At 50.2% G+C, this 13,720-nt stretch carries 12 protein-coding genes; 2 read left to right on the forward strand and 10 right to left on the reverse strand.

The annotated features are described in order from the left end of the window. The first annotated feature begins 478 nt into the window (after positions 1-478). On the forward strand, positions 479-2,323 hold the full coding sequence (locus tag MKX74_RS16865) for an Rqc2 family fibronectin-binding protein (RefSeq protein WP_018887541.1): 1,845 nt from the start codon (positions 479-481) through the stop codon (positions 2,321-2,323). Positions 2,324-2,434: 111 nt separating this feature from the next. Here the strand turns inward: MKX74_RS16865 and MKX74_RS16870 are convergent, their stop codons facing one another. The 9 genes from MKX74_RS16870 to MKX74_RS16910 form a co-directional block, all read right to left on the reverse strand. After that, the gene (locus MKX74_RS16870) at positions 2,435-3,331 is read right to left on the reverse strand and encodes a PHP domain-containing protein (RefSeq protein ID WP_341179185.1); all 897 of its coding nucleotides are present in this window, start codon (positions 3,329-3,331) and stop codon (positions 2,435-2,437) included. After that, positions 3,321-4,268 carry a selenium metabolism-associated LysR family transcriptional regulator gene (locus MKX74_RS16875; RefSeq protein ID WP_018887539.1) on the reverse strand — a complete coding sequence of 316 codons (948 nt, stop codon included), beginning with the start codon at positions 4,266-4,268 and terminating at the stop codon, positions 3,321-3,323. The genes MKX74_RS16870 and MKX74_RS16875 overlap by 11 nt, the downstream gene beginning before the upstream one ends. Positions 4,269-4,452: 184 nt before the next feature. After that, on the reverse strand, positions 4,453-4,890 hold the full coding sequence (locus MKX74_RS16880; RefSeq protein WP_025678487.1) for a hypothetical protein: 438 nt from the start codon (positions 4,888-4,890) through the stop codon (positions 4,453-4,455). A gap of 219 nt (positions 4,891-5,109) precedes the next feature. Continuing rightward, a complete protein-coding gene (locus MKX74_RS16885) occupies positions 5,110-5,370 on the reverse strand; it encodes a YlbG family protein (RefSeq protein ID WP_018887536.1) in 261 nt (86 codons plus the stop codon). A 53-nt stretch (positions 5,371-5,423) separates the two neighbouring features. Further along, entirely contained in the window at positions 5,424-5,864 is a 441-nt protein-coding gene (locus tag MKX74_RS16890; protein WP_018887535.1) for a YlbF family regulator, read from the reverse strand. Positions 5,865-5,962: 98 nt separating this feature from the next. Further along, positions 5,963-7,930: a helicase-associated domain-containing protein gene (locus MKX74_RS16895; RefSeq protein ID WP_341179186.1), complete on the reverse strand. Its 1,968-nt coding sequence runs from the start codon at positions 7,928-7,930 to the stop codon at positions 5,963-5,965. 2 nt (positions 7,931-7,932) lie between these two features. Then, positions 7,933-9,624 carry a DNA repair helicase XPB gene (locus tag MKX74_RS16900; protein WP_341179187.1) on the reverse strand — a complete coding sequence of 564 codons (1,692 nt, stop codon included), beginning with the start codon at positions 9,622-9,624 and terminating at the stop codon, positions 7,933-7,935. Positions 9,625-9,791: 167 nt separating this feature from the next. After that, positions 9,792-10,223, reverse strand: coding sequence for a CBS domain-containing protein (locus MKX74_RS16905; protein WP_018887532.1), 432 nt, complete (start codon positions 10,221-10,223; stop codon positions 9,792-9,794). 48 nt (positions 10,224-10,271) lie between these two features. Then, complete coding sequence (locus MKX74_RS16910; protein ID WP_341179188.1) at positions 10,272-11,459, reverse strand: M20 metallopeptidase family protein; 1,188 nt, start codon at positions 11,457-11,459, stop codon at positions 10,272-10,274. A 250-nt stretch (positions 11,460-11,709) separates the two neighbouring features. Here MKX74_RS16910 and ftsW point away from each other — a divergent pair, with 250 nt between their 5' ends. Beyond that, positions 11,710-12,963 (forward strand): putative lipid II flippase FtsW, encoded by a 1,254-nt coding sequence (gene ftsW / locus MKX74_RS16915; protein ID WP_341179189.1) that lies wholly within the window; start codon positions 11,710-11,712, stop codon positions 12,961-12,963. A 176-nt stretch (positions 12,964-13,139) separates the two neighbouring features. Here ftsW and MKX74_RS16920 read toward each other — a convergent pair whose 3' ends face one another. Further along, a complete protein-coding gene (locus tag MKX74_RS16920; protein ID WP_018887529.1) occupies positions 13,140-13,505 on the reverse strand; it encodes an Asp23/Gls24 family envelope stress response protein in 366 nt (121 codons plus the stop codon). Positions 13,506-13,720: the final 215 nt, after the last annotated feature.

A 13,720-nucleotide genomic window follows, 5' to 3' on the forward strand; every position in this document is an offset into this window, starting at 1 on the left:
CCATCTGACCACCTGCTGATCAGCACAAGCACTGCTCCTTCTCTAACCGTTGAAGCTACTCCTTACCTATGGCGCCATTGGTCTGGACCCCAGCCAGCGAGCCCCCAGCAAGTCCATAACTAGATAAGCCCTAGGCGCAAACTAGCTCGGTACACACTCCAACTATGCTTCGAAGGGTCGGACAGACTCCTAAAACTAATCTATTCGGACAGGATCCAAAATATCACAAGGCTGCCTTGATGATGTCGAGATGCATTTCTGCATCATGTCCACTGGTTTATGCCAAACGCCTATGTATGATAGAATCTTATGTGAGCATTTTGCATAAATCCGTCAAACGATATCCAATCCTCTATGTATAGATCGAATTGCTTCTATTCGTCTAAATATTGCCCTATATAGTGGTATTAATCGAATTATGCAAGATGCTAGTGTATGATAGTGTGAGATCTCATGATTGAAGACAGGAGAATTGACAATGGCATTAGATGGAATCGTTACACGTGCACTGGTTGCCGAGCTACAGAGCTACATAGGAGCACGTATTCATAAGATATACCAGCCCAATGAACGGGATATTGTGTTGAATTTGCGGGTGAATCGGGGCAATGATCGTTTGCTTCTCTCGGCTAATCCGACTTATCCGCGTGTGCATCTGACTGACCGCACATTTACCAATCCGCCTGAGGCACCCATGTTCTGCATGCTGCTTCGCAAGCATTGTGAGGGTGGCTTCATCGAGCAGATTCGCCAGATTGGCATGGAGCGTATTATACACATAGATATCCGGCAACGAGATGAGCTTGGGGACATGTCCTCCAAAAGGCTAATCATTGAACTTATGGGTCGACACAGTAACATTGTGTTGGTGGACCCAGCCACAGGCACCATTCTGGACGGGATTCACCATGTTACTCCAGCCATCAGCAGCTATCGTGTTATCATGCCGGGCTTTGCCTATGTAGAGCCTCCACAGCAGCATAAATTGGACCCTTTAGCTATCGGTGAAGCAGGATTTCTGCAAGCACGCCGGGAGCAGCAGGAGGAAGAGGCTGCCCGGTGGATTGTGAATGCTTTTACAGGAATTAGCCCACTTGTCGCTTCCGAGATTGTCCTTCGAGCCTCAGACTTGCCGGGTCAGCAATCAACCACTACTCCAGCTGTTACCCCGCCTGCAAGCGAGTCTTCTGCGGAGCACACGTTGGGTGAGGATCGCGGATCTTCTGCCGGTACGACCACATCTGCATTTGTAGCACCAGAGCAACTGTGGCAAGCCTTTAGTGATATGATGGAACAGGTACGTGAGCGTCACTTCACCCCTGTCTCGGGACTGCTGCATGGTTCGGACAAAATGGTCTTCTCCGCCATACGACTTACGCTGACAGAGGAGCATCCATTCGAGTCCATCAGCGCCTGCATGGAGGATTTCTATGGTGAGAAGGCGGAGCGGGATTCCGTCAAGCAGAAGGTTAGTGATCTGCTGAGATTCCTACAGAACGAGCGGAACAAAAACATCAAGAAGCTAGACCATCTGAACAAGGATCTCGAAGAGGCTGAGGATGCCGATCAGTATCGCATATATGGTGAGCTGCTATTCGCCTCCTTGCATCAGCTTAGCAAGGGAGACAAGAAGGTCACATTGATTAACTATTACGATGAGGAGCAGACTGAGCTCACCATCGATCTGGACCCGCTGCTGACGCCTTCTGATAACGCACAGCGTTATTTTAAGAAATATAACAAGTACAAAAACAGTCTTGCTGTCATTCACGAGCAGCTTGCGAAGACACATGAGGAAATTCGATATATGGATAACCTCTTGCAGCAGCTGGCTCATGCCTCCATGAGTGATATCGACGAAATCCGTGAGGAGCTGATTCAGCAGGGCTATCTGAGGGATCGCGCCAAGAAAGGCAAGAAGAAGAAAAAAACAGATCGCCCTACGCTGCATCTGTTTACCTCTTCAGAAGGCATTGACCTGTATGTCGGCAAGAACAATCTGCAAAATGAATATGTCACGAATAGGCTCGCAGGTCCAAACGACACCTGGCTGCATACGAAGGATATTCCGGGGTCCCATGTCGTCATCCGGGCGGAGCAGTATGGGGAGGCTACTCTGGAGGAAGCTGCGCAGCTCGCCGCCTACTACAGTCAAGCCAAGCAATCCAGCAGCGTTCCCGTAGACTATACACTCATTCGTCATGTCAAGAAGCCTAGTGGTGCCAAGCCCGGCTTCGTCATCTACGATAATCAGCGCACCCTGTTCATCACACCCGATGAGCAGACCATCAAGCAATTACCGGTTCGATTGAAGCAAATGTAATTCTGAACTGAGGCTACCTATGATAAAAGGGAACTCCTGAGCTATGGCTTCAGGAGTTCCTTTTTATGTGTTTCATTATTCTTATCTACTTTTGCGATAACTGAACTAACGCTAATCAGACCCAGACCGCTTATGCTGGCGCAATTGCTCGATAATATCCGCAGCCACGGTCCTACTGCCCAGATCCCCATGGAATACAACACCCTGGCGCTCCCCATGGTAGTCCGAGCCAGCTGTCGGGATCAGGCCGTACTGCTCTGCCATTCTGGCATATCGCTCCTCGGCAGCCGTGTCATGATCCGCATGATACACTTCGATACCAATAGGCCTGTGTTCTTCCAGTAATGCCTCTACCAATGCGTCATCCGCATAGAGCCCCGGGTGTGCCAACACCGGCACGCCACCAGCAGCCCGAATCCAGTCACAAGCTTGTCCCGGACTTACACGTGGTACTGACACATAGGCCGCAGCTCCTTCGGTCAAATAGCGGTCAAACGCATCGCGCATATCGCTTGCGTATCCCTTGTGAACAAGTGCATCTGCAATATGCGGCCGTCCGATGCTTTCGTCCGGCTCCAGCGGCCTGCCGAGCTGTGCAATGACTTCGTCCATCGTGAGCTCCACACCAAGCTCGCGTAGCTTCTCCACGATCCGTTGATTCCGCTGCCCTCGAGTCTCCCGTAGCTCTTGCAAGCGCTGAAGCAGCAATGGGTCCAGGTAATCTACAAAATAACCAAGCACGTGGATGTCTTTTCCTTTCGCTCGCGTACTGATCTCAACGCCCGGAATGACCGTCACCCCGTGCTCCGTTCCGGCCTCAAGTGCCTCCTGGATACCCGATACGGTATCATGATCCGTGATGGCCACCCCCTGCAGTCCCTTGACCTTCGCCCTTCTGATCTGCTCTGCTGGTGTGTTCATCCCGTCAGAAGCACGGGTGTGTGTATGCAGATCATAGCGACCACTGGAATGCAACTCATGTCCAGTATCCACAATATTAGCTGCCATCGGTAATTACACCTCCTGTGGGCTGATGCTGCTGCTCACGCTGGATTCCGGATTGGCGCCGCAAATAAGATAGGAACGTCACTGCTGGAATCGGGAGCAGCATGGATTTGTGATGAATCACGTAGAATTGGCGCTGGAAGGAGATATTCGAGATTTCAATTACCTTGAGCAGCCCAAGTGCCACTTCATGCTTTACAGAGGAAGGAGACAAGAAAGTGACCCCTAGCCCCGCCTCAACAGCCGATTTGACCGCACCCGTACTGCCAAGCTCCATGATAATGTCCAGTCTGGTGGGTTCAATCTGATGCCGAGCCAGCTCCTCTTCCATCACCTGTCTCGTTCCTGAGCCCTGCTCACGCAATACGAACGGATACGCAAGCACCTCCTCCAGACAGACAATCTCCAGCTCAGCTAACGGATGTCGGGATGGTACAATTAGCTTCAACTCATCCTTCATAATCGGCTCTACAGCGATATCCGCATGCTGGACCGGAGCCTCAATCAATCCGAAGTTCAGCTGGTTTTTCAGGATATCATCCATGATCTGTGTTGTGTTCATAACCTTCATAACAATGCGAATATGCGGGAACTCCTGTCCGAAGGATCCAAGCAGACGAGGAAGTACATATTCGCCAATAGTCAGACTAGCTCCAAGCAGCAAACGTCCCTCCAGCATGCTTGTGAAGTTCGACATGGACTCGTCAGCCTCCCGCAAGAGGTCAATGCTTTTTCTGGCGTAGGGCAGCAGCGTTCTCCCTGCCTCGGTTAGTTCAATCCTCTTGCTGGAGCGCTCCAGCAGCTTGGTTCCGAAATGCTCCTCTAAGGACTGGATCTGCATAGTGACGGCTGGCTGGGTCATATGCAACGCCTGAGCTGCAGCCGAGAAGCTTCCTCGCTGGGCTACGGTATAGAAAATCTGAAGCTGATGAAAATTCAAAGCTACCGCTCCTTCCTGTGTGTTCTATTGTACCTGAAAAAGAGACCCTATCACAAAAAAACAATCCTTTTCATACTGCGCGCAAAGACTTAATTGCTCATATAAGCTAAAAAAAGAACATGCATCACGCAAGTCCACTGTGTGCTGCTAAGTAGACATGCAGAATGCTGTTCTTCGGCTCTTACTATCTGCGCTTACGATTGTTCTTGATCAAGGTCATACGCCGGGAATGACGCAGCCAGGAATAATAGGACTTCAAATCCCTCAGCTCGATCGTCTCCGACATCCGTCCCAAAAAGGTCACAATAATCATCTTGTGGAGCGGGTTACCTGCGATATCTACTTCTCCTGGCAACTCAGCAAATTCCACAACTACGACAATATCCTTATCGATTAGAAATACATCCTGCTCATTGCGGTAATAGGCAGTCATTCTGCCCTGCTTCAGACACTCCCATAACCAACGGGCAATATGATCCACATCATGCTCGCCACTGACTAAGCGATCTGAGTAACGCATCTTGGCATGGTTCGTAATCACAATATCTGCTACCTTTTTGTCGCTTACCGCGATGAAAAATGGCTCATATGTACTCCAACGTTGCATTAATTTGTCACGAATGGGTTATCCCCCCCACTAGATAGGTCTTTCTATCTAATTGTCTAACCAATATATTACATCATAAGTCCCGGTTTCACAAGCCAAAAATTCTCAATTTGCATAAAAAAACGGGACTGATCGCCTTATTTCGACGGCAAAAGGTGGTTCAAGCTTCGTGGTTATGCAGTAAATTACCCAAATAAAAAACAGCCCGAAGGCTGTTTCTGAAAGATGCCACCATTACATTCCGTAAAAGCTGGTCTCATCCGTAGACTTGCTGTACTCGGTCTTGATCTCATTGCGGAAGGAGCGTTCGACCTTGCGTACATAGGACAGCCTGCGAATGTTTTTGAGCGTGTCCTCAGCTCGATCGGCATTCATATACATCACTACATAGTGAAGACGCTTGGATATGTAGTGCACACTTCCGTATTTCTCAAGATTTCGGGCTGCCTTGACATCGCTCACCCAGATAATATAGCCTGTCCGTTCGGCAAACATGCTTGTCCTCCTCTCCTCGTGTCAGGGTGAATCCTGCGCCGTAGCGCAGGACCTTAACCACATGAGCATTTACCTCCGCTGCCGCAGCCGCCTCCCTTAGGCAAGGGGTCGTTGCCGGGAACCTTAATCGTATCCGATACCGAATAAGCAATCATCTCCGACATTTCATGCAGGAGCTTGTCTAGTGCCTTCTCGGCCTCTTTAAAGCGGGCAACCTCTTCGAACCGTTCGAGCTGCTCTTCAACCTTCTGTACTTCTTCTCTGGCAGCATGATAATTCGGATGGAAATGGCCAAAGCGCTCTGTCTCCTGAAAGAGCTCCTTCTTCTGCTCCAGCTTGCGCACCCATTCAGCAATGTCCGGGTTCATCTCCACACGTTGCTTCCAGTATAGATAATCCGCCACTTCGGTGGATTCATTAATCATATCGCCTAATTCATAGGCGTATATCAGCACGTCGGTCAGGTTCACCGAATCCAGTTCAACTACGTCCATGAATATTCATCTCGCTTCTATGCCTTATTTCTACAGCTTGGCTGTAGCCTCCTTCATCATATCACATCCGTCTAATATGCAGAAGAGCTTTTCACGGGTCAAAGAGGCAATAGCAGCTTCATTTCTTTCCAATCTGCCGGAGACAGCACAGCGAGGCTGGAAGGCATTGCGGTCATAGCTTGTTCTTCTGAACCTGGTAAGCATGAGTTGGACAATTGTTCAGATAACTCGGCTGTACGAAACATCCCTGTTACTCTCCAATCGCTCCCCCCTGTGATCGCTTCTGGCAGCCACTCCTGCCTTCCCGTAGCAGTCTCCAAGCCGACTGCGCAGTCCCAACGAATAGCCTGCTCCAGCAGCGCTCTAGCTGTGGAAGCATGATAGCTCCGCCACTCCTTATACCAGGATACGGGGACAGCCTCCAAGCCCGTATAGTCTCTCTCTAACTCTGGAAGGATGGTATCGGCCTCGTAGTAATGCAGCGTCCGCCCAGTATACACTAGCCCCGAACGCGATCCTGGCGAGAAGGCTCGAGCTTGCGTTTCGTCCGCTCCCACTTCATGAATCAACACTCCATAGTCATCATCCTCAAGCTCTGTGAGCAGCGGGATCAGCTGTGCAGAAGTATCTTCTCCCTGTAAAGCACGACGAGGAGCCAACCCGATACTAGCCAGTCTACTGCGCACTCGCTCCTGCTCTCCTGCGGGCACAATAAAGTCCAGCTCCCCAAGCCTTTGCATGACCTTGCTTAGCTCTGGATCAGCGGCAGCTCGTTCTGCATCATCTAGCGATTGACAGCGCAGTAGAGTGACGATCTCTAGTGAGGTTCGCGCTACAGCAGCTGTCCATTGCTCGATAGCCAGCTCCACGTTTTGTGGAAGTTCAGTTGCACTGTAACCCCTCAGGAATGACATCAGACCAGAAGAGGTCATGCCGCCTTCAATGGCTTCCGCTATTCGGTCTCTACTCAGTCGATAAACGCACATCGCACCATAGCTAATTGGCTCAGCACAGCATTCCAACCGCCAACGAGTATGCAGTCCAACCTCCGGTGGCACCAGCACCTCAAAATCTGGCTGAATAAAGAAGCTCCCCCGATCTGTTTTCGCGGATGAGACTTCTTCATACCTGTGACCGATTGTATGGCGCCAGCGAAACGCCAAATCGCCATCAGCTGTTATCCCCACATCCATGAAGCCAAAATCAGCTAGAGCCAGCATCCATTGCTTTGCCTTGTCTGTAAGCAACTCTGCTCCATTCTGGTGAAGGCCTACCTTGCTCATCCATTTCTCCAAAGGAGGCCAAGCATACCACTGACCATCTGTGAAGCTATCCGTCTGTAATAGCTGTCGAATATGCTCCATGATAGCGTCAGCTGCACCATAACGCTCCATCACGACAATCATGAGCTGCTTCTCTGCCTCTCCCGCCGTCAATCGAAGCCAGCTTGCCAGTCTACGCTCATCCAACTCATAAGCACCCGTCTTCTTGTCCAGCAGCCCCAGGCTGAGTAACACATCCAGAAGTACGGCAGTATGTACAGGATATAGCTCCTGATGCGCGTATTGAAGCCCCAATCCTTGCAGACCATCTGGCTTAAATGGAGACATCTCTGCCAGCTTGCCGAGCACACGCTTATGGACCGTCCCCTTGGCAGTTAAAGGCACGCCATCAGGTGTCATGCGAGCTAGCACGTGAAGCAGACGATAGACAACAGCCTCCGTCGCTTCCGCAATGACCATTTCTGGCTGAACTGTCCGTTGGATGGTAGACTCCTCCCGCTGAAGCATCGCAGCATAGAGCATTTCAAGTCGTTCAGCAGGAATATAGAGCAGTCGCTCTCCCCACGTCTTAATCACCGCCTTGAGCCATCCCTTGCGCCGCAACCCTACAATTGCCGCTCTAGTCTCGGCTCCGCTCAGTCGTCCTTTCATGCAGAGCAGCGGGTCCCGTTCATTCATAGGCTGCCCTGCAAATGCACGGAAGCATGCCATGAGTACAGCCTTCTCCCGTTCCGTACAAGCAGCTTCTGCTGCTGGCTGGGCTGCAGGGTCATTCTGTCGCATGTCTATGCCTCCTTTCGACTATCATGATGTATAGCATATTCATAGCCCTGCTCGATCAAAAAGAGCTGTCTACGAGCCGCAAATTCACTCTCCTTGCTATCTGCTGTGACAAGTGCATAGAAATAAGCACGGTTATCATCCGCCTTGGGACGCAAAATGCGCCCTAATCGCTGGGCTTCCTCTTGTCTGGAGCCATAGCTACCCGACACTTCAATCGCCAGAGCGGCGTCTGGTAAATCCACAGCAAAATTCGCCACCTTCGAGACAATAATGGTATTCAGCTCCCCTGTACGGAAGGCTTCGAACAGCCTAACACGTTCAGACTGCGCCATGGACCCGCTAATGAGAGGTGCTCCAAGCTCTCTGGACAATGCCTTAAGCTGGTCAAGGTACTGCCCAATGACGATGGCTGGTTTGCCAGCATGCTGCTTTAGTAATGCCCTTACCATGTCCAGCTTGGCTGGATTCTCGGCAGCAATTCTGTAACGATCCTTACCTTCTGCCAGGATATACTGCTGGGCACATGGCTCCGTCATCGGAATACGAACTTCCACACACTCCACCTTGGCAATCCAGCCTTGTGCCTCCAACTGCTTCCACGGCATGTCATAGCGTTTGGGACCGACAAGCGAGAAGACGTCGCGTTCGCAGCCATCCTCCCGTACGAGAGTAGCTGTCAATCCTAATCTTCTGGTGGCCTGAATGTCCGCGGTAGCACGGAATACTGGAGCTGGGAGCAAATGCACCTCATCATAAATAATCAATCCCCAATCCCGTTCACTGAGCAGCTTCATATGCTCAAATGCAGCTGCCTTGGAGCGACGGTGCGTAAGAATCTGATAAGTCGCTACAGTTACAGGACGGACCTGCTTTCGTTGCCCAGAATACTCACCGATCTGATCACTCGGAATATCCGTCTTGTTCTTCAATTCATCCATCCACTGTCGTACCGAGGTCGTGTTCGAAGTTAATATGAGCGCTTCACATTGCAGTCGTTCTAGCACCGCCATCCCGATCACGGTCTTTCCTGCACCACAGGGAAGAACCAACACACCGTTACCTCCGGCACCACCCGTTCCAGCGAAAGCTTCTGCAGCTTGCTTCTGATAGTCTCTGAGCTCAAGCGCTCCTCCTTCCCCACCCAGTTGAAAAGAAAGACTGGTCCCCTCGTGGTACCCCACCAGATCCTGAACAGGATACCCGAGACGTGTAAGCTCTTGCTTCAGCAGCCCACGATATTGCAAGGGGACAATTGCACAGGACGTACCAGAAGGACTTGATGAATCCGAGCTAGACCACTCTAGCTCATAACGCTCCAGGCCCTGACACTCCTTGATGAAGCTGTATATCTTCGGATCATTACATTGCAGCAGTATCTCTCCCGAAACTCCCTGCTTCAATATCAACTGCCCATACCGTGATATGTAATTCCTGATGTCCTCCTGCAGCAATATGGGAATCTCCCATCTGGAGAAGGCATTTAGACTTTCAAGGACCCTGTCAGCTGTCCACCCCATAGATGCTGCGTGCCATAGAGACAACGGAGTGATCCGGTATGTATGGAACGTAACAGGGCTTTTGACAAGCTCAGCGTAGACCTGTAGCTGACTTCGTGCCTCATCTGATGTCGATAGCCCCATCTCAAGCAATACTGTGAAGTCACGCTGCACGATGCAAGGCTTATCCTCCCTCATATGTACCTCCTGTGAGCAATAAAATATTGACCATAAATTAACCAACATAAGAAGTCATGCATCCAAACACAGCTTGCGGAACAGCCGTTCATAAACAAGAAGCCCAACCTGAGCATCAGGTTGAACTTCCGTGGCTACCGCATGTGTGATGATGGGTACATTTGTCCTTAATGGAAATGCTGCTCCGAAATTTTACTCAATGCTTCTCCTGCATTATCCGCAAAAATATCACGGACTGCCAGGTCACCAATAGAGACAATGCCAATCAGACGGTCTCCCTCTGTAACGGGAACACGGCGTATCGCTTGATCCGCCATGAGCTCCGCAGCTTCATCTACTGTCATGTCCTGAGAGGCAGTGCGAATTCCAGTAGTCATTACGCGTTCTACGCTTGCAGAGCCGGGATGCTTGTCTGCATAACCACGGATGACCAGATCTCGGTCTGTCACCACACCTACCAATCGGCGTCCTGCATCACTGTCGACGACAGGAATAAATCCGGTATCATGATCACGCATCTTCACAGCCACCTCAAAAATATCATCGTTCGGCGTCGCTGTTACACAATCCTTGGTCATTACTTCTTGAATTTTCTTCATAAGGGATACCCTCCTTTCGTTCAGTAGCGTATCCATTTGATCATGAAGTCATTCGTGCTTATGAATATACTCTCTTGCAAAGCTTGTAGCCATCGCTATGAACAGCCGGACCCCGCTCAGCATGACATCCTCATCAAAATCGAACTTGGGATGATGATGCGGAAAAGAAGCCCCCTTGTCCGGGTTACCTGCTCCAACAAACATGAAGCAGCCGGGCAACTGCTGTAAATAATAAGCAAAATCCTCGGCAGGCATAATCTTGGGTGTCTCCTGCACCTGCTCTGCACCAAATATGGACGTGGCCTCGTGGAAGAAGCGCGCAGCTTCTTCTTTATTATTTACTACTGGCGGATAGCCCATAATATATTTAATTTCAGCCTTTGTATTATAAGCTGCTGTGATCTGCTCTGTTAGGCTATGCAGCCTTTCTTTCATCAAGGCTCGAGTATGCTCATCGAACGTCCGCACCGTTCCGCTCAGCTGACAGCGCTCAGCAATTACATTTTGCGCAGCACCGCCCTGAATCGTACCGATGGTCAGCACTCCAGGCTGCAGCGGATCAATGGAACGACTGACGATGCTTTGAAGCTGCATGACGAGTGCTGCTCCGGCGACTACCGTATCATTCGTGTGCTGAGGCATGCCGCCATGACCGCCTTTTCCATGAATATCGATATAAAAATCATCCGCCGCCGCCATCATAGCCCCTGCGCAGCTGGCCACCGTTCCCTTAGATAACGGAGTCCACAGATGAATTCCGTAGATAGCATCTACACCGTCCAGCGCACCATCCTTGATGACCTGAAGTGCCCCGCCAGGAAGCAACTCCTCGGCAGGCTGAAACAGGCAGCGGATCTCGCCTGCCAGCTCATGACGATGCTGTGCGAAGTAACGAGCCGTTCCCAGCAGCATAGCTGTGTGCCCATCATGTCCACATGCATGCATAGCTCCGTCTACGGTTGAACGGTACTCGCAATCCTTCTCATCCTGAATCGGCAGAGCATCCATATCGGCTCGAAGCATCACGACAGGACCTGGTCGATCCCCGCGAATAATCCCGATGACCCCATGTCCTCCAACATGCTCGCGTACTTCAATCCCCCACTCCTGCAGATGTGTTGCCACAAAGGCTGCTGTCCTGCTTTCGTGAAAAGACACCTCAGGATGTCTGTGCAAATGTCTTCGCCAACTGACCATCTGCTCCTGCAAACCCTCAAAGCCCGCTAGTTCCGTCATGCTACGTTCCTCCTTGATCCACTCTTCCTTGCACTATATGTATGTTCATGCGCGCCGCTCCTTGGCAGCTTTTCTTTCATCCTATTGTACCAGAACATTCAAGCTTCTGATACCTAGACAGCACAACCTGATTGCGCACAGGCAGACTAGCCTTAATACGCTTGCAGAAGCCCCCCAAAAATACTATGATGGTAAAGAATACATGAGCGCTCGGCAAGTAAGTCGAGGCGTTCACCAAGGGGTAGCTAAGATGACACAAACGAAACCGGTGCGACGTAGAGGTACGCCCGATTTCCAACTGCTAATACTGACATTACTGCTGGTCGGTTTCGGCGTAATCATGGTATTCAGTTCCAGTTCGAGCGTTGCCCTTCTGAGCGAAAAATACAACAACGATGCACTCTATTTTGCAAAGCGCCAGGCAGGATTTGCTGTGTTAGGCCTTTTCGTAATGCTTGTTGCCATGAACATCCGAATGGAGAAATACAAGAAGCTATTTGTACCTTTATTCTTCGTTACTGTTCTTCTACTAATACTGGTATTGTTCATGAGCAAGCTGAATGGGGCCAAGAGCTGGTTCAACCTGGGATTGTTCGGCATACAGCCTACTGAGCTTGCCAAAATCTCAATTATCCTTTACCTATCGGCATTAATCGCCAAGAAAGGTGAGAAATTTCGAGATTTGCGTACGGGGTACATACCTGTAATGGTTATTGTTGGCTTCGTGGCCGGTCTGATTATGCTCCAGCCGGATTTAGGGTCTTGCTTCATACTGGTAGCAACCTGTGGCCTGATTATCTATACGGGCGGAGCCAGTCTCAAGCATATTGTAGGCTCTGTACTGTTGTTCGTTCTAGGGGCAGGAATCGTGTTTGGAGCCGGGTCACTCCTTAGCTCGCTGACTCCCAACGATCAGCCGGGCGGTGGCACTAATTATAAGGTGGGACGGATCGAAGCCTTCCTTGACCCGAAAAAAGACCAACAGGGCTCAGGCTATAATTTGCTGCAATCGCTAAGAGCCATCGGTGAGGGTGGCGTGACAGGCTCTGGATTTGGACAAGGTATCGTCAAGCTGCACTATCTCCCAAATCCATTTAATGACTTCATCTTCTCGGTCATCGGTGAAGAGCTTGGCTTTATTGGAACTACGGTGTTTCTGCTCTTATATCTATACTTCATCTGGCGAGGTATGCTTGTGGCCTTGCGTTGCCATGATTCGTTCGGCACCCTTGTCGGCACAGGTATAATGGGACTGATTGCGATTCAAGCCTTCATTAACATCGGCGGTGTTACCCAGACCATCCCGATGACAGGTGTTACTTTGCCGTTCATCAGCTATGGGGGGTCATCATTGCTTGTCATGATGCTATCTATGGGAATCATGCTTAGCATTTCCCGGGAGAATTCCAGGCAGAGCATACAAGAACGGACGACCGGAGTTCAGATACGAACTCAGACCCCTTCAACACCGTTCGAGCGTAAGCGCGCTAATCGTTCACGCTGAGCCGCTGAGTACACATTTCTCCACAAAAAGACTGACGGATTAATAATCCGTCAGTCTTTTTTGCAACCCAGCATGCAATGTTACATCAATTATAATGTCTCGTTTACTGGTTGGTGCTATCATGTAGCCCTTGGAACATACACCCCGATTCACAAATCAGGAACACTGTATGCCAATTAGAGTTCATCTTCCTTGTTGAATACTACGCCTTCCACCTTGACGTTAACCTCAACAACCTTGAGGCCCGTCATGGTCTCAACCGCTTCCCGTACATTCTGCTGGAGCATACGGCAGACCTCGTGGATCGGTGTTTCATAGAGAACCATGATGCGGAGATCAATGGCGGCTTCCAGCTGACCAACTTCAACAGTCACGCCTTTTTGAACATTTTTGCCGCTTAATCTTTTCGCCCATCCATCAGACAATCCTCCCGACATTGCAGCAATGCCAGGCGTCTCCAGCGCAGCAAGTCCTGCGATCTTGGCGACGACATCGTTGGATACTCGGATACTTCCGCTCTCTAATTGCAGTTGTTCTGCCATGCCACACATCCCCCTTCACCTTCATACTCGTATTGTAAATCCTTCCCCACTGCAAATGCAAACCCTGTTATGCATCTCTTTGTGAATATTTGGAGAGCCTATCCCCGTACAGCCTTTACGTGGATACAGTGTCATACATCGTTTATCTTTTATGTCGTTCTGGTTATATTAATTGAGCAAGGATTTACATATGAAAGACTCATCTATATAAACGA

Origin of the sequence: Paenibacillus sp. FSL K6-1230, assembly GCF_038002385.1 — a bacterium.
Taxonomy (GTDB): domain Bacteria; phylum Bacillota; class Bacilli; order Paenibacillales; family Paenibacillaceae; genus Paenibacillus; species Paenibacillus massiliensis.